The organism is Silvimonas amylolytica (assembly GCF_014645555.1).
Taxonomy (GTDB): domain Bacteria; phylum Pseudomonadota; class Gammaproteobacteria; order Burkholderiales; family Chitinibacteraceae; genus Silvimonas; species Silvimonas amylolytica.
On the sequence record NZ_BMLY01000005.1, the window covers coordinates 1 to 20,259 of the forward strand.

Here is a 20,259-nt window from a genome sequence, read left to right on the forward strand (position 1 = left end):
ACACTCCTCCTGCCTGCGCAGGTTCTAGTGTGTTGCATCGACCGGTTGAATCCACACCGATTACCCGCCAGAGCCAGTACGCCATGCCTTGGTCGTTCGACTGATCAGTGCCCTGCCACTGAGAAGGTTATTTCCCGGCACTCAATGAGCTATAGTCCGCGTGTATATCCCGTTGCAGATGTCCTTGCCAACCGCTCAGCCAATCATGCCAAACCTTGAACGCCAGGTTGTTTATCTCGTAGATGACGACGAGCCCTTTCGAAACGGGCTGGACAGCCTTTTGCGGTCCGTTGGCCTTGAGGTCGCTTCGTTCTCGGCGCCAGGGGAGTTTCTCGCAGCCTACAATGCAGGCCACCCGAGCTGCCTTGTGCTGGATGTTCGGCTCAGTGGTGCCAGTGGTCTTGCTCTGCAGAAGGAAATTGCGGCCAGGGAAATGGATATTCCGATCATTTTCATGACAGGGCATGGCGATGTGGAAATGTCCGTGGCGGCAATGAAAGGTGGTGCTTTCGACTTTCTGCCCAAGCCGTTCCGTGAGCAGAACATGCTGGATGCGGTCAACGCCGCGCTCGCCAAGGATCAGGAACGCTTGCAACGCGAAAAGGGATTGTCGCCACTACGATATGGCTATAACTCACTCACCTCCCGAGAGCGGCAAGTCCTTGATCTGGTTTTGAGTGGACTGATGAACAAGCAAATCGCGTCAAAGATCCATCTCAGCGAGGTGACGGTGAAGGCTCATCGTGGTCAGATCATGAAGAAAATGGGCGCACGCAATATCGCTGATCTGGTGATCAAAGCCACCTCGATCGGTGTCTTTCCAACCCATTGAATGTTCCTAAGCGCTGGTTTCAGCGGTGAGCGGAAGGCGCACGCTGAACGTGGCGCCTTCGGTTTGTTCGTCCAGCACAATCGTTCCGCCATGGGCTTCGACAATGGTTCGGCACATCGACAACCCGATGCCCAGCCCTTCTGATTTCGTCGAATAAAACGGCGTGAAGATTCTTTCCCGATTCACAGGCGCGACGCCCGGTCCGTTGTCGGTGATCTGCAACAAGATGCCGTCACCCGCAATGAAGGACAGAAAGACACTAATGATCCTGCGCCGATCATGCACGGTAGAAAGAACATCAATCGCGTTGGCCAGCAAGTTGATGAGAACCTGCTGGATTTGAACCTGATCGATCAACGTGGCCGGGATGTTCTCTTCCAGCGAAAGCTGGATTGAAATCGAATGGGTTTGCACTTCCCGTCGCATCAGAGCCAGTGTTTCCTGCAGCAGTTCACCCAGATGGATCGAACTACGCTGGGGTTGCGAGCCCTTGATCAGGCCACGGGTCCTCCCGATGACCTGATTCGCCCGTTCCCCTTCCTGAACTACTCGCTGCAATGCGCTAACCACCTCCCCAAAGTCAGGTGTGTCTCTTTGCAGCCATCGCAAACCGGCTAACCCGTTTGCGATAATCGCGGCAAGGGGCTGATTGACTTCATGGGTAATCGATGCAGCCAATTGGCCCAACGTGTAAACACGCGTGGCTTGGGAGAGCTGGCTACGCGCAAGTTGCAATGCTTGCTCACGCAGTTCACGTTCGGTGATGTCAATCGTGGTGCCGATAAATCTCAACGTATCCGGTCCCGCAAGTTGCGGCTCGCCAATTGCCTGAAAATAGCGGACGTCTTCACGACCAAGGCTGCGAAACTGGATACGGAATCCGCGCTGATGCAGGGCAGCGTCATTGAGATTCTGTATCACAGCAGAGCGATCGTCATGATGGAGCCGCTCAAGAATGACCTCAAGAGGAATGGTGCCTACAGCTTCGGCCTGTTCAATTCTGAGCATATGGGCCAATTCGGGTGAGCAGTCGACCTGCCCCGAGGTCACGTGCCAGATCCAGTGTGCTGTCCCGCCCACTCTCTGGGTCTGGGCCAGCACAGTTTCGTTTTCTCTGAGCGTCAACTCGATGCGTTTGCGCTGATGGTTTTCCTCTGAAGCGTCGGCGTAAAGCCTGGCAACTTCCATCGAAACCGCAGCCTGTGCGGCAATCATTTCAAGCACCGCCAATTTGCCCGGTGTGGGCAGTTTCGCAGGTTCGTGTTGCTCCAGATAAAGCACACCCAGTGAACGACCTTGCTTGATCAAGGGGATGCAGACGATGAACGAAGCGCCATGCGTGCGGAAATATTCTTCATCGGGAAAGCGAAGTTTGACTTCCGTCCCGTCAAAGACGACGGGATGTTGCTCCATGAGCATGCCGTGCCAGAAGGGGGTTGAAGGCGTTGCGCTTGCGGTGGTTCTAAATCCGGTTTCGGAGGAGAGATCACGCACCAGGGATGCGAGTACTTCGGGTTGCGTATTGCGGCGTACAAACAGGCCGAAGCTGGCCCCCGTATAGGTCAGCGTAGCGGCAAGCAGTTTCTCAATCAGTTGCTCCACCACAATCTCGCTCGACATGGCTCTGGTCGTCTCCGCCAGAAACTGGATGTCTTTATCGCGGAGCCGCGGGCCGGCTTGTCCAGCCAGATCTGTTCTGGAGAGCAGATGAACATTCTGTCGTTCCAGTTCGGCAGCCTTCGCCATTGCCCCCCAGCGGGACCAGGCTTGATGAGCCTGTTGTAGCCAGCCGCGCGAAATGCCGGTGAGCCCATGCTCCTGGCAATACCCCGCGGCGCGCTCCAGCACCAAGCCTTCATCATGAGCCAGCCCATAAATGCTGGAGGCCCGTATAGCAGCGTCATAGCGGGCGAGCGCTTCGAGCTGATTACCCTCAGCACGGGCCGCTTCGGCTAACAAGAGTTCGTGTTTGCCAGAAAACGTGGATTCACACGAATAGGCCCACCGGGACAACCGTTCGATGGCAACCTGCAGGCGTTCGGCCCGGCGGGTGACATGGGGACTTTTTTTATCTCGCAGCAAAGCGGCTGCGGTCAATCCCCCAAAGAAATGGTAGTCGCACATCTGAAAGAACCCGGGCAGTGACCAGGCTACTTTCTCCGCCTCCAGAAAGGCGGCCTCTGCTTCATCAAACTGCCCGGCCATACAGCGCAACCGGCCCTTCATCACCCAATACATGCAAACCAGGCTGGCGTTGGCGTTGCTGGTCAGTTTTTGTTCGAATCCCGCTTCTGCGAACACGGCATTATCCAGTGTTTGCGTGCCGGCCTCCGGGTCCGCCAGTGCATCAATAAACGCCAGCTGAATGGCCAGCATGTCTGCCAAATCACCAAAGCCGGCACGTACTACAAAAAGCTGTCCAGAGAGTGCAGCTTGCCGTACTTCGTCCAGCGGTGAGCCAATAGCCAGCATATTGGTCACGAGCAAACTGCGCGTTGTACAGGAAATATCAATTTCCCCGGACTCATCGGCCGCATCACGCGCCATTTTGATCACTTTAAGCGCCACATCGAGCGGCTGTGTCCACAGGCTGGCCATCTGCAGGCTGACAAGCGTTCTGGCTTTAACTGCATCGTAGCCCCGGGAGAACACCAGCTCCTTGGCGAGTACGCCGAAGCGATAGCCATCTTCGTAGCGGCCGAGCAGTTCGCCTATTGCAACGCCCAATGCACTAAAGGAATAGGCTGCCGTGGCATTGATGCCGCGATCAAGTGCCAGCTCAGCCATTTTGGCGATATGCAGCAGGAAAAGCCCCAGGCTGGTGTAAAAGCTGGGCAGCAGCAGGCTGGACAGCAAACTCATTGTTTGCGTGGCGTCGACGTCATTCAAGTCAGGCAATGAAACCAGAGACTCGATTTCACGGTTGCCCAATTTGGAAAATACCGCATCGAATGCTGCATGAATTTCCGCTTCATCCGGGTACTGAGACAGATCGACGCCGCAGTATTGGCGCAAGCAGGCCAGCGCGATTTGCGCGGCTTCGACATTGTTTGACTGCATCACGTTCAGGGTGACAGCAATCAGCGTTTTTTCGATGGTCCGTTCTTTCGAAAGATCCGGCTTCTCCAGGATGCCCAGCACATTCTGGCAAGCCTGGAGGTTGCCACGAGCCAGTTCACAACGCGCGGCTTCTACCAGTATCCGGGTGCGCAATGGATGGGCGATATCCGGATCGATTGGCCCAAGCAGCTGTTGCGCGCTATCCAGATAAAACACGGCAGCATCGAGCGCGCCGGTGACTTTGGCCAGTTGTGCTGCCTCAAAATTCTCTTGTGCTGCGTCAAGACGCAGGGACTCAGAGTCAAGCAACACCGCCGCCTTGTTCAAATGGGTGGCCAATTCAAATTGCCGGGCAACGACCGGCCTATCGAGCTTGATGGTTTCTGCAATTCGCAGATGACATTGCGCCCGTACTTCGGCATCCAGCATGGCGTACATGACTTCACGGATCCGGTCGTGCACAAAGAAATATTCTTCGCCCCGGTTCAGGATCAGCCCTGCCCGCAACGCGGGTAACAACTGCTCGTAAAGAACGGCCTCATCCAGTTTTGTGACCAGACCAAGACGCTTGTTTGTCGCGACATTGCCCATACAGGCAAACAAAGCGATGACACCCTGTGATGGCAAAGGCAGAGCATTCACCCGGAAACGAACCAGGGATGGGAGATCAGTGGTCTCGAGTGCGGCTAACAATTGCGCCGGTACCCATTCCCAACGCTGGCTGACGTAGTTTTTTGTGACAATGCGCTCATCCACTATTTTGCGGACAAGCTGAATGGCGAAAAGTGGATTGCCTGCTGCCTTGGTGTGAACAAAGTCGACAAGTTGTGTCACCTCATCCTGACCCGTTCCCAGAAAGTCATTCAGCAGGTTGCCGATTGCTTCTCGCGACAATGGCGACAGTGCAAGGACCTCAATATCAGCGGCATCATGACTGGCTGCCCGTACCCTTGCAGGCCAACCGGTCTCAAGCAGATTCTCCGTGTCCCGTGTTGCTCCGGCCAAAAACAGCCACTTGATCGGCCGATGCGTCATTGTCTCGGCCATGAACTCCAGCGTGGCAGTATCTGCCCATTGCAAATCATCGATAAACAGCAGCAACGGATTGGCCGGCCGCGCAAACACGCCAATGAATCGGGCCAGCGTGTCATGCCAGCGTGCCTTCACCCGTTCTGTGCTGACCTCCGGCGCCGGGGCGGGTTGACCCAGCAGCCAGGCCGCCTCGGGGATCGCATCTGTAATTAACCTTCCAAGCCCTCCGACGGCCTGCTGTGCTTCTATTTGCAGAAGCTCCGGACTCTCGCCCGACGTCTGCAGTCGTGAGATCAGGCTACCTGTTGCCTCCAGCAACGCTTGATAAGGTGAATCCAGTTTTTGCTGATCAAACTTGCCGCTGGCAAATCGCCAGGAGGTGCTTTTTCCGTCTGCACGCAGCGCTTCGATCAACGTCGACTTGCCTGAACCGGCAGCACCACTGATCAGCACTGCTGCGGAATCGCCCGTTTCCGCGACCCGCGCCATGTGCTCGAATAAGCGTGAGAACTCTCGTTTTCGTCCGTAAACACGAGGTGGCCGAAAGGCCAGGGCAGACCTGTCACGAATGCCAGTTTGCGCGATGGTTTGCGTGGCGGGCTCATTATCGAGCCCCTTCAGCGCGGCCAGAACACGGTAGAGGTCGGCCTGAATTGCAGATGCAGACGGATAACGGGCGTGGTGATCCGTGTGCAGCAGACGCGCGGTGATTTCGGCCAGCAATTCCAGCGCAAATCCATAAGGCTCAACAAGGGCTGGAGCAGGCTCAGTATGCCCCATCAGATGCTGCAGTATCTCGCCAAATGCGTAAATATCAGCAGCGTGATCCATATACCGGCCAGATCCCGGCATTTGTTCCGGAACCAGAAACCGCGGATTTGCCGCTGAACCACGCTCTCCTTGCATGAAACGGATCCGGGACGCGACACCGAAATCTGTAATCCATGCCGCACGCAAATCCACGCTGACAAAGAAGGTTTGAAGGCTCAAACCCGCATGCACAATGCCTTTGAGGTGCATACGCCGGATCGCTTCAATCACGCTGAGTGCAAGTACAAGCCGTTGTGTCAACCCAAGCGATGCGACCTGAATGCTGGCAAGCAGGTCACCCCCTGGATCACGCAGTAGCAATGCAGACGCATTGTCGTGGCGCGCGTGGCGCAGGGGGAGCACCGACCATTCCCGCTCAAGCATGGGTTCGAGCGCCATTTCATTTTCGAAACGCGCGTAGATATCCGGGGCAGGATTGATGGCTGTCGGGGTGACGACGAGAATCGGCTCGCCCGCTTCTGCAAGACCTCGCTTAACCGTGAGGTGGTCACTTCGTAGGGTGGCAAGACTAACGAATGAGCGGAGCATAGGCGCGGCAGTCATTTGCGCACACAGCCGGGTTCAGGAGTGTGCTGGTTCAGGGCCATTAACAGATCATCCACATCCCGGGCGCCATCAGACAGACGCCCATTGCCGGCGCGCCAGCGGAGCCGACAGGCTATGTACTGGCAGGCATGCCGGCCATTCCATTGTCATACAGTATCAACGTACAGTGAACCTGTACCAAGGTATAGCCCGCCAGTACCTTGGGCGTAGCAAAACCCGCCATCAGCCTGGTAGTTTTGAATTGCGTCAGAAATTATCTTTGACACAACGAAAAGCGATCCACCCGCCATCCAGATATTGAGTCTCACGTGTCCATAACAAAGCCCATTTGTGTAGTGGACGACGACGAAGCTGTCCGCGTTGCACTGTCCAGTTTTATTCGTTCATCCGGCTGGGCCGTTGAGACCTTCGATAGCGCAGCAGCCTTGCTTGCTTTCTCGGCGCGTCACGAGATTGCACTGCTCATTGCCGATATCCGGATGCCGGGCATGTCAGGGATCGAGATGTTTGACCAGTTGGTCAAGACCGGGAAACAACCACCGACATTGTTCGTTTCCTCTTACTGCACACCCGAGCATCAACGCCGGGTGGGCCAGTTGAAGGTTCTTGGCCTGATGCAAAAGCCGTTCAGTCTCAGCACTTTGTCTGAGCTGATCGTAAAAACATTGGGCGATCCGCCTGCTGCGGCCTAACCCCCAACGTAACGCCTTTTTTGAGCAATGAATGGCAACCCCATCCAAGACCGTTGGGGAGAAGCGTCGCAATACTCGATCCCGATTTTGAATGAACTGCGCAGGGCGGCGTTTTCAGGGTCCTGCATTTACTTTCAAGGAAAATGCAATGTCTCTCCCCATCATTGCCTTGGCATTAAGCGCGTTTGCCATCGGGACCACCGAGTTCGTCATCATGGGCATCTTGCCCGACGTGGCGCATTCGCTGTCCGTCTCCATCCCTTCTGCCGGCCTGCTGGTCAGCGGCTATGCCCTCGGTGTCGCGTTTGGCGCACCACTACTGGCCCTGTTGACCAGCCGCATGCCACATAAACTGGCGCTGCTGTTGCTGATGGGCATCTTCATTGTCGGCAATGTCCTTTGCGCCACTGCATCCAGCTACCAAAGCCTGATGGTCGCGCGGGTGATTACCTCATTCGCCCATGGTTCGTTCTTCGGGATCGGATCAGTGGTTGCGGCTTCGCTGGTGCCCAAGGACAAGCAAGCCAGCGCGGTTGCCATGATGTTTACCGGGCTGGCGCTTGCCAACGTGCTCGGCGTTCCACTCGGCACGTTTATTGGTCAATCACATGGATGGCGGGTGGCATTCTGGGCCGTTGCGGTTGCCGGTGTTGCTGCTGCCATCGCACTGGCTTTGCTGGTGCCCGACAAACGAGACGGCAAATCTGGCGGGCTGGCCCATGAACTCAGCGTACTCAAGCAAGGCCAGGTCTGGCTGGCCTTGTTGATGACCGTGCTTGGGTTTGGCGGCGTATTTGTGGTGTTCACCTATATCACGCCGATTCTTGAAGAGATGAGCGGGTTCGCTGCGCATGCGGTCACACCCATCCTCGTCATGTTCGGGATCGGCCTGGCGATCGGTAATTGGGTGGGCGGCAAATTTGCGGACCGTGGGGCACTCAAGGCACTGATTGTCATCTTTGCTGCCCTCATCGTGATCATGGGGCTGTTCAGCTACACGATGCACAACCAGGTGCTCTCGTTGATCACCATCTTTATCTGGGGCATTGCCGCATTCGCCACCATCCCCGGCCTGCAAATGCGTGTCCTGAGCAAAGCCAGCCACGCACCCAATCTGGCATCAACCCTGAATATCGGCGCTTTCAACGTGGGCAACGCCATGGGGGCCTGGCTGGGCGGTCTGGCCCTGTCGCACGGTCAATCGCTTGATGTTTTGCCTTGGGTTGCCGCGGCAGTCACCGCCGGTGCGCTGATCCTCACCATCTTTGCCCGCCGGCTCGACGGGGCGGAAGTACACGTGGAGGCCTCACACGCAGAGGCACCCGGCAAGCCATCACTGGGTGAGGCCGCCACCCGTTCTATCTGAATGCGGCAACACAACTAACGTCGTCTCAACTTTGCCAATCAGGGAACTCATCATGACCACCAAAACGCTTTCGATCACTACCGCTCTGTCAGCATTGCCCATCGTTGCAGCCCTGCTGATCGCCTCGCATGCCAAAGCCGCATCGGATGATCTGGCCAAACCAGGTGTTCTGATCGTGGATAAAACGCTGCCCAAAAAGCAACTGGAGCAACAAATTCATGCGGCACGCCTGTACGACACGTTCTGGACCACCGGCGATGAAGCCATGGCGCGTGAAGCACTCGCCGCTGACTTTATGGATCGCACATTGCCGGCGGGCCGTCCGCAAGGCGTGGCAGGCCCTTTGGCCGCCTCCAAGGGCTTTCATGGCGCTGTGCCGGATGTCCACGCCGAAATCACCCAAATGATCGTGACGGGTGACCGCGTTGTAACCCACCTGCGATTCACCGGCCATTTCACCGGCAGCTTTAACGGTGTCCAGGGCACTGGCCAACCTGTCGACTTTATCGCCACGGATATCTATCGCATCCACGACGGCAAGATCGCGGAAAACTGGCATCTGGAAGACAACCTCACCTTCCTGCAGCAGTTGGGTGTTGTCGCCAAATAATGCCCGCCACCGGTGCTCACCATGAATCACGACTTCAGGAGCAACAACATGCTTTTCAAAGATCAACGTGTATTGGTTGTCGGTGGCAGCTCGGGGATTGGCGCTGCAACCGCTGCGAGCTTTGCGCAACACGGCGCTCACGTCTATATCGCATCGCGCAACAAGGCCAAGCTTGATCATGTCGCCAGTCAGATTGTCGGGAAGGTTGAAACCGTCGTTCTGGACATCACCCATGATGAACAAGTCAGTCACGTGCTGCGTGAACTGGGCGAATTTGATCATGTGGTGGTTTCAGCAGCCCAGACAGCGACCGGCCCGGTTCATGGTCTTGAACTTGAGGATGCGTACAGCGCCATGAACAGCAAGTTCTGGGGTGCCTATCGCGTGGCACGCGCAGTTCACATTCGCGAAGCGGGTTCACTGACACTGGTGTCCGGCTTTTTGTCGGTGCGCCCCAGCAAGTCTTCTGTCCTTCAAGGTGCGATCAATGCTGCGCTCGAATCGTTGGGGCGTGGTCTCGCGCTGGAGTTGTCACCGATTCGGGTCAACGTGGTTTCTCCAGGATTGATCGCGACCGAACTGTGGGCAAATCTGGACGCGTCGGCACGCGAGCGGATGTACGAAAGCGTGGCCGCCCGCCTGCCGGCAAAACGGGTCGGCGCGCCAGAGGATATTGCCAACGCCGTCATTTACCTTGCCTCAACCCGTTATGCGACGGGCTCGACGGTACTGGTCGACGGCGGTGGCGCGATTGCGTAACAGGGCGCGTGCCCCTTCATTGCAAGAGGCGCTGCCACAAATGGAATCCAGCAATCTATTCGCAGGTAGCTGGGCAACCATCCTCGATAGACAAGAGATTGCCATGACTGAGACCGTGCCATTGCATGTTGCCGTAGCCCACCGCAATCCGCTGGTGGCCTGTGGCATTAAGGGGCTGTTGTCATCTGCGCCGGACATCATTGTCTCGATTCATCCCGTTGAATGGGTCGAGGCGCGGCGCTTTACCGGCGTTGATGTCATTGTGGGTGACTACGATACCGCGTGCCTGTTTCTACAAAGGTTGCGTGGGGGCTCTCGTTATCCGGGGAGCGCTCCGCGCGTATTGCTGTTAACCGTCCGTGACAACGAGCGGGACATGCGCAATGCCTTTGATCTGGGTGTCCACGGCTACCTGTTGATCGATTGCGATGCTGATGTGCTGGAAGAGAGCATCCGCAAACTTGCCGCGGGCCACCGTTACTTAAGCGACGCGCTATCCCGGCGGCTAGTCGACTCCCTCTCCCGCGCGGCTCTCACCGCACGTGAGCAGGACGTACTGGCGCTACTGGCCAACGGAAACTGCAACCGTGACATCGCCTCCACGCTGGGCATCTCTTTAGGCACCGCCAAGACCCATGTGGCTTCCATTCTGGACAAGCTGGAGGCCGATACTCGTACTCGCGCGGCAGCGATTGCCAGGGATCGCGGCCTGGTCACTGTGTCTGCGCCCGCGTCCTGAATACCGGAACCCGCTTGGCCGCACAGAACTCCCCAACCATTGTTTAACTGAAACACCCGGAGAAAATCATGCCAGAAATTATTGTTTACGCTGCTGCAGGCCGTACTTCCGAGCAGAAGAAACGTTTGATGGAACGAATCACCAGCGCGGTGGTTGAAGAGTTCAGTGTTCCGAAGGAAGCTGTTGTGGTGCAGGTGATGGAGTCTGCGCTTGATCACAAGATGAAAGGTGGGGTGCTGTTTTCGGATAGATGAACAACCTGGTGCCTTTTATAGCGGGTACAAAAAAGCCGCATCAATTCGTATGCGGCTTTTTTCCAGCAGCGTCTACCCGGATTTGGGTAGTACTGTGGTTCTGAGTCCATGCATCGCGCAGGTTTTCAACGCACATGATGGCCGATTTCCGGTGCAAAGCAGACTTAGACGGCCGCCCGCGCCAAATTCCGCTTTGGCCGATTCGCAGCCAGTCGAGCTATCCTCCAGACCACATTTCGGGCCAATGCGAGCACCCGCGAGCTCTGGCACTGCCATCAGCCCAACATCCTGAACGGTCAGTATTTCGAATACCCAGAATTCCTGGCTGATATGTCAAAGATCCATGACTGAATGGTGTCGGTCGGGTCACTGAAGACATTCAATGGCGAGGCTGGACCTGCTGCGTCTGCGTATCGCTGGGCAGTAAACGGTTCTCTCAGCGTGGCGCTAGCTTGGCGGTGAAAAGATCGATCAGCCCCTGGTTTGGTGTGGTGCCAGAGATCGGTTGGCGGTCGCCGTAGTAGAGCGCGAAGTAGTCCTCATGGTAAGCGTGCCAGGTCCAGGGCAGGTCGGCTTCATCGGCCAGATCAATCATGTCTGCCGCCCAGGCGAGGCCGTTGCGGTTGTTCTGGAATGCGGTGCGAATGAGGCCGAATTCACCCAGGTAGAGCGGTACATCGTGTTGTGCGCCCCATGCCAGATAGGGTGCCATCGCCAGCCGCAGTTTTGCGGCGCCCTCGGCATTCCATTGCCCACCTTCGACGTTCTGCATGTTCGCCCAGGGTGCGTGCGTGTGGGTGAAGCGGAAAGGCTCGTAGAAATGAAAGGTGTAAACGACGTTGGGATCATCAATGGTGACGAAATTCATTTCCCCATCATTGTTCCATGACCCTGCCACGGCGTTAACGCGTTCGACGATGACCGGATGATGCGTGTCCACTTCGCGGATGGCCTGGGCTGTGGCCTGGGCAAGTTGTTGCCATTCGCGTTTGTTCTTGAGCACGTTGGGTTCGTTAAGGAGGTCATAGCCGGCCACGACGGGCTCATTGGCATAGCGGGCGGCGATGGCTCGCCACAGGGCAATGAAACGCTTCTGGTTTGCCTGATCGCGCCACAGTGCGCCACCTTGCCCCAGTGACTGGAAGCCGCCTGGTGGTACGTGCATGTTGAAGATCAGGTAAACGCCATGACGTCGCGCCCATTCGACGTTGCGATCCAGCCAGGCCCAGCCATCGTCGCGATAGTGATAGGGCTCGGCATCGCTTTCGAGCGTGCCGTAATAGATATAGAAGCGGACGAGGTTCATTCCCATCGCCTGAAGCCGCGCGTAGTCGGCCTCGTCATGATGCGTCACTGGCAGGCGCACCTTGCCGTAAACCTGATTGCCAAAGGCCACGCCGCGTAGCCGTACTGGCTGGCCGGTCTCGTCAACAATCCGCGTGCCCTGTGCATGGAAAAAACGGGGTGGCCCGCTGGTGGCCGCTTCGGCCCGCTTCATTGATGGTGGGTAGTCCGGGGTTCGCTCAGGCGCGGTGCTTGTACAGGCGATAAGCAACGCACACGATAGCGCGAGGCCGAACACCCCGCGTGGGTAGGCCATGAAGCTTCGCTTTTGCGCGCGCACTGCGATGGGCACATCGGGCGAGGTGCGAGAGTCTGTTTGGGTTTTCATGTGAGCCAGTTGGACTGCCAGCTTTTCGGGGCAAAGCAGACACTAATCTACAGGGTGAACGCCCGACGGAGCCACCGCGATGCTTTTAAAGAACCGCAAAGGCTTTTTTACGAAAAAGCGGCAAGCGCTCAATGAAGAACGCGAAGCCCATGGTTAGCAAGATCGAGTCGACATGGAGACTCGCCAGCGTTGCACATGCACCGCTTGCCAGACCCGCTTTGCGCCGCGACGTTGACGGCCGATCAGAACGGTCACTCGGCGGCTTGCCAGGTACAGGATTCTGCCTGGACTAACCGATACCCCGTTCGGCCAAAATCAGGGCCCAGCGCGGTGACCATCTCCCGTCTGGCTAAAAGGCCAGACGGGAGATGATCAAGCCAGCATTCAATCAGGGGGCCGCAACCTCGTAGAGCTGATTCGGGCTTTCACCCGCAAAGTACACATTGCCCGAAGCATCTACCGCAATGCCCTCGACGAACCCCAAGCTCAACGACCCTGTCTGAACAATACTGGCCGACGACGCGCCTGCGGCAAACTTGTAAAGCACGTGGTCAGAAAAACCGGCCGCAAACAGATTACCCTGTGCATCCACTGCAGTTTGCCAGGTTTGAAGGCCGATCGAGCCGGGCACCAGCGTGCCGATTGAACTACCAGCAGGGATTTGGAAAATGCCCAAGGCTGTTCCGCTTGACACATACAAATTCCCGCTGGCATCCACGCTAAGGAATGACGGGGCCACCAGTGAAGCGTTCAATATCGTGCCGGTTGAAGACCCCGCCGCAAATTTGTAAATATTCCGGGGGGTTGGATCCGCCACATACACCGTCCCTGCCGCATCGACGGCGACGCCTGTCGGTGCAGTGAATGTGGGCGAGGTGAGCGGGAGTGCGGTTGCTGTATTTGCCCCGGCGGCAATTTTCCAGATCACCCGGCTGCGGTCATCCGCGATATACAGATTGTCGCTGGCGTCCAGGTTCATACTTGCGCACGAGGTAATACCGGAACCAGCGGCAATGATGGTCGCCGTTGCTGCACCGGGCGGGATTCTGTAGATCGTTGAATCGAAGGCCTTGCAGGTATAAACAGTGCCATCGCTAGCCACCACGACACTGCCAAGGGCCGGGAATGTGGTACTGGGGGCAAGCTGTAGAGTCTGACCGCACACGACTGAGACATTGGTGATATCCGTGACGACGTGAGTGCCACTCCCCCCACTGATGGTACAGATCAGCCCGGCCGGTTGTGTGCCTACCGTGACGTTATAACTGCCATTGAGTGTGAGGCCATTGGCGAATTTGAATGCGCCATTCGCCGTCACGGTCAAGGCATCTGTACCGTTGTTCTTCAGCACCAGCGTGCCACTGGTCAAACCGGATACAGAACCGCCAACTGTGTAGGTGGTAACAACCGGCGTCGGTGTGGGGGTGGCGGCGGGCTCCGCTGCCGAACTGGCCGCAGCCGGCGCGGAATCACTGGAATCAAGTACGCAGCCAGTCAGTGCTAGCGCCATTACACCGGCGAGAAAATACGAGGGCAAATTCATGACAATCGCATCACGTAGGGAAGTTGGGCGGATGTTAAAGCGCTAGCCAGTGTTGTGCACCTTATCACCGTCAGCGTGTTGCATTCTTCTTGAGAGATGCAATTGTCCGGCCATGATTTTGGTGTTTGGCATGGACTCATGCCTGAGCCGTCAAACGGGTCTGCCGCGGTCGCCCTGGACTCTATCTCGTCGTGCTGCTGACGTCCGGGATGACGTCGATTTTCCCACCGACCCCTTCCGCACCGCTTCGAACTATCCGGAGCCAGTCGCCAGTCCCGACCCTCGCAACCATGCCGGTCTTCGGCTTTCAGGCTGGTGGCGGGCGCTGAGCGATACGGATCACTACCCCTCGTTGGCGGGCGTCACGGGTGTTAGAAACGACAGGCTAGCCGGCACTTGCGGTCGTTTGCTGGCATCTTCCAGCACCGCTTCTACGCCGCTTTCATCTTTCAACTGCACGCCTGTGAGTTGTCGTCGCCGTGCTTCGACTAACAGGTAATCAAGTCGATAAGCCGCTTCGCTATAGCTCATACCGCCCGGGCGGATGTTGGAGATGCAGTTGCGCTCGGCATCGCTCATGCCGACACGCGGCATCCAGCTGATATAAAGACCCATGCTGTCGGGTGAACTGAGGCCTGGCCGCTCGCCAATGAGTACCACCACCAGTCGCGTTCGTAACAGGCTGCCGACTTCATCGCCGACGGCCACCCGCCCTTGCCGCACAATGGCAAGCGGCGCTTGCCGCCAGCCGTGAGCCGCTATACGCGTCTGTAAAGTCGCCAAAAACGGCACGGTATTGTTGCTGATGGCCAGGGCAGAGAGGCCATCCGCCACCACAAAGCCGACGTCATACAAGGGTGCTTGCTGGATGAACTGGTGATCGGCATCTGTCAGCATGCCGCGCGATGCATCACTCAATCGTCGCCCCAGATCAGGCCGCTGCAAATACGTCAGCCGATCTTGGGCAGCGCTATGGAGGATGTAGCTCTCTGCTGCGCCAGGGATCTCTGCAGCGCGCAGTGCGGCTTGCAGATGTTCTGCATCCAGCGCCAGGTGTACGGCATCACGCGCCTGGGCGTGGGCCAGTTGAAAGGCCAATTGGGCGTCAGTGGGCAAACTGACTCCGGCGCGGCCAAGCGCAATGCGGGCAGAGGTAAAACGCCGCAGCGTTTGCCACGGATTTTCAATCACGGGTGATGAGGATCCAGGCATGGTATTCCTCAGGCCAGGCGCCGCAGCGCCTCGCCAAATACGGGTGGCAGGCCGTCATGTAATCTGAATTGCGGATCGGCGCTGAAAATCTGCGTTTGCTGTAACCAGGCTTCAAACTCCGGTGCCGGGCGCAAACCCAGCACGCGCCGAACATAAAGTGCATCGTGAAACGAGGTGGTCTGGTAGTTCAGCATGATGTCGTCCGAGCCCGGAATGCCCATTACAAAATTGCAGCCAGCGGCGGCCAGCAGCGTCAAGAGGTTATCCATATCGTTCTGGTCGGCCTCGGCGTGGTTGGTGTAGCACACGTCGCAGCCCATCGGCAGGCCTAGCAGCTTGGCGCAGAAATGGTCTTCCAGCCCGGCGCGGATAATCTGTTTGCCGTCGTACAGATATTCCGGGCCAATAAACCCGACCACGGTGTTCACCAGCAACGGCTTGAACTTGCGCGCCACGGCGTAAGCACGCGCCTCACAGGTTTGTTGGTCAACACCATGGTGTCCGTTGGCGGACAACGCGCTGCCCTGACCCGTCTCGAAGTACATGACGTTATCGCCCACCGTACCGCGCTTGAGCGACAATGCCGCACTGCGCGCCTCGCCCAATATGGCCAGATCGATACCAAAACTGCGGTTGGCGGCCTCGGTCCCGGCAATCGACTGGAACACCAGATCAACCGGTGCGCCACGCTCGATGGCGGCAAGCGTGTTGGTGACGTGGGTCAGCACGCAAGACTGTGTGGGAATCTGATAACGGCTGATGATTTCCGCCATCATGCTGACCAGATTGATCACCTGCGGCACGTTGTCCGTGGCCGGGTTGATGCCGAATACCGCGTCGCCACTGCCATAGAGCAAGCCATCCAGCAAACTGGCCGCAATACCCGTGGCGTCATCGGTAGGATGGTTGGGTTGCAGGCGGGTAGACAAGCGTCCTTCCAGCCCAATGGTGCTTCTGAACGCCGTCACCACCCGGCATTTCTTTGCGACCAGGATCAGGTCCTGGTTGCGCATGATCTTGCTCACTGCAGCCGCCATTTCTGGCGTGATGCCCGGGGCGGTAGCCGCGAGAACATCACTGGTGACGTCATCACTGAGCAACCAGTTCCGGAAGTCCCCCACCGTTAGATGGCTGATAGCGGCAAAGGCGTGAACATCATGGTCGTCGATGATCAGGCGGGTGATTTCGTCGTCTTCGTACGGGACCAGTGCGTGATCCAGAAACACCCGCAACGGTAACTGCGCCAGCGCCATTTGTGCGACCACGCGTTGCTCTGCGCTGGCGGCCGCCACGCCGGCCAGCACATCGCCTGAACGCAGTGGTGTGGCTTTGGCCATCAGGTCTTTCAGATCAGCAAATTGATGCGTGATGGGCCCTACTGTATGGCTGAACATCGGCACAGACGGGCTCCTCTTTCCATTGACGGGCACCAGGGCGGGGCCAGACCCGCCCTGGTGCGGTCTTACAAAGCAGCTTCTGGTGCCACTGCCATGGCATCGGCCCGGCGCTGACCAGTGAGCAGAAAGTAAGCGTAGCCCACCGCCAGAAACACCACAAAGATGCCGAAAATCAGCAAGTTGTAGTAAATCATGGTGGCCATGCAAACCACCGCGCCAAACAACGCAAAAGCCGGGAAGAATGGGTAGACCGGCGCGCGGAACGGGCGGTTCAGGCCGGCTTCTGTGCGGCGGAGCTTGAACAGGCTCAGCATGCTCAGGATGTACATCAGAATCGCCCCGAATACCGACATGGTGACGATATTGGCTGTCAGTGTCTGACCACCCAGCGTGAGCAACTGGTCACTGTAGATGGCCGCAATCCCGATCACGCCACCTGCAATAATGGCGCGATGCGGTGTCTTGAACCGTGGGTGCACCTTGGCAAAATACGCCGGCAGATACGCCTCACGTGCCAGGGCAAAAATCTGGCGGGAGTAGCCCAGAATAATGCCGTGGAAGGACGCCACCAGCCCAAACAGACCCAGCCACACCAGCATGTGCAACCAGTCGCTATGCGGGCCGACAATCAGCTTCATGGCTTGGGGTAGCGGATCGTTGATGTTGGAAAGCTTGGTCCAGTCGCCCGCGCCGCCTGCAAACAGCATCACGCCAATGGCCAGCACAACCAGCGTCAGAATCCCGGCAATGTAGGCAATGGGGATAGAACGCTTGGGGTCTTTGGCTTCTTCCGCCGCCATGGCCACACCTTCAATCGCCAGAAAGAACCAGATGGCAAACGGAATGGCCGCAAACATGCCAGGAATCGCCGCCAGTGAGAAATGATCGCTGCCTGACCAGCCGCCCTTTACAAAATTAGCGGTAGAGAAGCCCGGCGAGACCACTCCCATGAACACCAGTAGCTCGAAAATGGCCAACAAGGTGACACACAACTCAAACGTGGCCGCCACCTGTACGCCGACAATATTGAGCCCCATGAAGACCAGATACGCCGCAACCGCCGCGTGTTTAGGGTCGATATTGGGGAACTGCACGTTCAGGTAAGCGCCAATCGCCAGCGCGATGGCAGGCGGGGCGAAGACAAACTCAATCAACGTCGCCACGCCAGCCAGATAACCGCCCGTGGGGCCAAATGCACGCTTGCTATAGGCAAACGGGCCGCCGGCATGCGGGATGGAAGTGGTCAGTTCGGTAAAGCTGAAAATGAACGTCGCGTACATGGCCGCGATAAACAGCGCGGTGATCGTAAAGCCCAACGTGCCGGCTGATGCCCAGCCGTAACTCCAGCCAAAATATTCACCAGAGATCACCAACCCTACGGCAATCCCCCATAACTGCCATGTGCTCAGAACGGGTCTGAGACCGGATGCGGATGCTTCCATTGCATGCTCCTGTGCGATACCCGATGACGGTGTGGCAGACGAACTGCCAGCCCCTAAACAACGCCAGATAAATCAACGACTGACTGCGGGCACAACGCTTGCTTGAACAGGTTGTGATTGCCCTTGGCGACGAATATAGCAACGAGCAAAAAATGGCCGTTATCGAAAATCGGCAAAGATGACAAACATGTGGCGGCCCCCATGTTTGCTGCTTTGCCACGCGTGGGAGCCGCCCCTGTCATGCACCATTTCACACACCCGGCGGGCCAGTCAGCGTGCAGCGCAGACCCTGCCCGGCGCACCATCATTGCGCATGATGTCGATGAACAAGCGCAGAACCTGACCCAGTGGGAGCAACATTACGACCAGGTCACCGCCGGCCGCTTTTGCGGGGTGCTGGATGAATGGCGGACCGGAGACTTGCAGATCTTCCGCGAGCGCAATAGCTGCGCTCTGCACCAGATCTGCAATGTGCGGCCCGATGCGCTGTGGTTTGGTATTGAGGCTGAGGCGCGTGGCATGCGTATCAATGGCCGTCAGGTCGACGCCGACATGATCATGACCCGACCGGGCCATCACGCCTTTGAACTGATGACGCCAGATCAGCACGAAATCCTGGGGATTGTGATTGGCCGCAGCACCTTGCTGGAGGCGGCAGAACGGGAGGGGCGCAATATCGATATCCAGCGGCTGACCGGGGCGGAGCTATTGCACGTCGAGCACCAGGTGTTGCAGGCCTGTCGCCAGCGTATTGGTGAACTACTGGCCAGTTGCGAAACGGAGAACGGCGCGGATCAGGTCGTCGCATCACTCATTGATCTGCTGGATTCCAGCGCGGTCGATAGCGATACCTGCCCAAGCCTGGCGCGCAGGCGGCGCATTGTGCGGGAAACCCATGAATACGTGCTGGGTCATCAAGGTGAGTCCGTCACCGTGCCGCAATTGTGCGAGCAACTGCACGTCAGCCGCCGCACGCTGCAATACTGTTTTGAAAATGTGCTGGGCCTGAGCCCGATGGCCTATCTGCGCTATCTGCGCCTGAATGAGGTGCGGCGCCAACTGGTCCGCGGCGGTGAATTACGCGTAGGCGATGTCGCGGCGGCGTGGGGCTTTCGCAATTTCAGCCAGTTTTCCTGTGACTACAAGAAACTGTTTGGCGAATCACCCTCCTGTGCCTTAAAAGCGTTGGCTTGACGGCCATTCGCGCCAGAGCGGGGTGGCGCAGTGCAGAATACCCAGGACAGCGGCCCCATAACGCGTCGCGTCCGCCTGCATGCCCCCAACTCATCTCAACCGTCGGTCAGTTCCTTGAGGACGGCGTAAAACGTCTGGAAGCGCTCTGCGCCGATCTGCAGCGCCCATTCGCGTTCGATCTCATGCACCGTGGCGCGCTGTATTTCGGCCACTTTCCAGCCCTTCTCGGTCAGGGAAACCAGACGCGCAAGCGATCCCGCCATCTCGACCCGCTGCACATAACCCATTTCTTCAAGTTGCTGCAGCAGGTAGTTCATTGCTTGCTTGGACATGCCAGCGCGCTGTGCCAGGTCAATAGGGCGCTCGTTCTCCGGAGGTGGAAAGCGCAACACTTTGAAGTGGGCTGTCTGAATGTCAGTCAGGCCGGCCGAAGTCAATGCCTGCACCAGGCGTTGTTCTACCTGGCCGAGGCAGTAGCGCAGCCGCGCCCCGATGAGCGGATCATCTGGATCTGGATCGCCGGAAAATCTCCGGGCGGAAGGGGATTGACGTTGGGTAGGCATATGGTAAAGTCACTTTACTACGTTTCGAAGGAGTTGCGTGATGAATTCGTCAGGTAATGACTTGATCACCATTGGCTCGCTGTCGATGCGGTTCCTGGTCGATGGTCGGGACACCGCAGGTCATATGGCGATGGCGGAGATGATTGTCCAGCCGCTCGCCAAAGTCCCGCCCCCGCACCGCCATGTCGACGTTGATGAGACAATCCACATCCTGGAAGGATCGCTCACCTGCCGGGTTGACGACTGCGTAAGCGTCCTCAACAAGGGCGACTATGGGTTCTCGCCGCGTGGCAGCGTGCATCATTTCTCCAATCCTGGCGACGTCCCCGCGCGCGTGCTCGTGGTGTTTTCGCCTGCCAACATCGGGCCTGAGTATTTCCGCGAGGTGGCCGATGTATTGGGTGCAGGCGGCCCACCGAATATGGAGATGATCGCGTCTGTGATGAAGCGCTACGGGATCGAACTGGCATCTTAAGCACCGCGAAGGCCGATTTCGATTCACCCGGACGCATCGC

Annotated in this window: 16 protein-coding genes; 9 read left to right on the plus strand and 7 right to left on the minus strand. The window is 57.6% G+C overall.

The window, feature by feature from the left end:
• The first annotated feature begins 205 nt into the window (after positions 1–205).
• Positions 206–832 (plus strand): response regulator transcription factor, encoded by a 627-nt coding sequence (locus IEX44_RS14335; protein ID WP_188695992.1) that lies wholly within the window; start codon positions 206–208, stop codon positions 830–832.
• 6 nt (positions 833–838) lie between these two features.
• Here IEX44_RS14335 and IEX44_RS14340 read toward each other — a convergent pair whose 3' ends face one another.
• Positions 839–6,283, minus strand: a complete 5,445-nt coding sequence (locus IEX44_RS14340; RefSeq protein WP_188695241.1) for an AAA family ATPase — start codon at positions 6,281–6,283, stop codon at positions 839–841.
• Between the two features lie 353 nt (positions 6,284–6,636).
• Between IEX44_RS14340 and IEX44_RS14345 the strand changes: the two genes are divergently transcribed.
• From IEX44_RS14345 to IEX44_RS14370, 6 genes are all read left to right on the plus strand, one after another.
• Complete coding sequence (locus IEX44_RS14345; RefSeq protein ID WP_188695245.1) at positions 6,637–6,993, plus strand: response regulator; 357 nt, start codon at positions 6,637–6,639, stop codon at positions 6,991–6,993.
• A 148-nt stretch (positions 6,994–7,141) separates the two neighbouring features.
• Positions 7,142–8,359 (plus strand): MFS transporter, encoded by a 1,218-nt coding sequence (locus IEX44_RS14350; protein ID WP_188695247.1) that lies wholly within the window; start codon positions 7,142–7,144, stop codon positions 8,357–8,359.
• Positions 8,360–8,411: 52 nt separating this feature from the next.
• A complete protein-coding gene (locus IEX44_RS14355; protein ID WP_188695250.1) occupies positions 8,412–8,969 on the plus strand; it encodes an ester cyclase in 558 nt (185 codons plus the stop codon).
• A 48-nt stretch (positions 8,970–9,017) separates the two neighbouring features.
• Entirely contained in the window at positions 9,018–9,728 is a 711-nt protein-coding gene (locus IEX44_RS14360) for an SDR family oxidoreductase (protein ID WP_188695253.1), read from the plus strand.
• 103 nt (positions 9,729–9,831) lie between these two features.
• A complete protein-coding gene (locus IEX44_RS14365) occupies positions 9,832–10,467 on the plus strand; it encodes a LuxR C-terminal-related transcriptional regulator (protein ID WP_188695255.1) in 636 nt (211 codons plus the stop codon).
• A gap of 68 nt (positions 10,468–10,535) precedes the next feature.
• Positions 10,536–10,721 (plus strand): tautomerase family protein, encoded by a 186-nt coding sequence (locus tag IEX44_RS14370; RefSeq protein ID WP_188695258.1) that lies wholly within the window; start codon positions 10,536–10,538, stop codon positions 10,719–10,721.
• Between the two features lie 436 nt (positions 10,722–11,157).
• Here the strand turns inward: IEX44_RS14370 and IEX44_RS14375 are convergent, their stop codons facing one another.
• The 5 genes from IEX44_RS14375 to eat all read right to left on the minus strand — a co-directional run bounded on the left by IEX44_RS14375 (position 11,158) and on the right by eat (position 17,987).
• A complete protein-coding gene (locus tag IEX44_RS14375; protein ID WP_229679157.1) occupies positions 11,158–12,393 on the minus strand; it encodes a glycoside hydrolase family 5 protein in 1,236 nt (411 codons plus the stop codon).
• 388 nt (positions 12,394–12,781) lie between these two features.
• On the minus strand, positions 12,782–13,936 hold the full coding sequence (locus IEX44_RS14380) for an NHL repeat-containing protein (RefSeq protein ID WP_188695261.1): 1,155 nt from the start codon (positions 13,934–13,936) through the stop codon (positions 12,782–12,784).
• A 342-nt stretch (positions 13,937–14,278) separates the two neighbouring features.
• Complete coding sequence (gene eutC, locus IEX44_RS14385; RefSeq protein WP_188695264.1) at positions 14,279–15,148, minus strand: ethanolamine ammonia-lyase subunit EutC; 870 nt, start codon at positions 15,146–15,148, stop codon at positions 14,279–14,281.
• Positions 15,149–15,156: 8 nt separating this feature from the next.
• Positions 15,157–16,542 (minus strand): ethanolamine ammonia-lyase subunit EutB, encoded by a 1,386-nt coding sequence (locus tag IEX44_RS14390; RefSeq protein WP_188695266.1) that lies wholly within the window; start codon positions 16,540–16,542, stop codon positions 15,157–15,159.
• Positions 16,543–16,610: 68 nt separating this feature from the next.
• Entirely contained in the window at positions 16,611–17,987 is a 1,377-nt protein-coding gene (gene eat, locus IEX44_RS14395) for an ethanolamine permease (protein WP_188695269.1), read from the minus strand.
• 240 nt (positions 17,988–18,227) lie between these two features.
• Between eat and IEX44_RS14400 the strand changes: the two genes are divergently transcribed.
• Positions 18,228–19,181, plus strand: a complete 954-nt coding sequence (locus IEX44_RS14400; RefSeq protein ID WP_188695998.1) for a helix-turn-helix domain-containing protein — start codon at positions 18,228–18,230, stop codon at positions 19,179–19,181.
• A 95-nt stretch (positions 19,182–19,276) separates the two neighbouring features.
• Here IEX44_RS14400 and IEX44_RS14405 read toward each other — a convergent pair whose 3' ends face one another.
• Positions 19,277–19,744 carry a MarR family winged helix-turn-helix transcriptional regulator gene (locus IEX44_RS14405; protein ID WP_188695272.1) on the minus strand — a complete coding sequence of 156 codons (468 nt, stop codon included), beginning with the start codon at positions 19,742–19,744 and terminating at the stop codon, positions 19,277–19,279.
• A gap of 40 nt (positions 19,745–19,784) precedes the next feature.
• Between IEX44_RS14405 and IEX44_RS14410 the strand changes: the two genes are divergently transcribed.
• Positions 19,785–20,219 carry a cupin domain-containing protein gene (locus IEX44_RS14410; protein WP_188695274.1) on the plus strand — a complete coding sequence of 145 codons (435 nt, stop codon included), beginning with the start codon at positions 19,785–19,787 and terminating at the stop codon, positions 20,217–20,219.
• Positions 20,220–20,259: the final 40 nt, after the last annotated feature.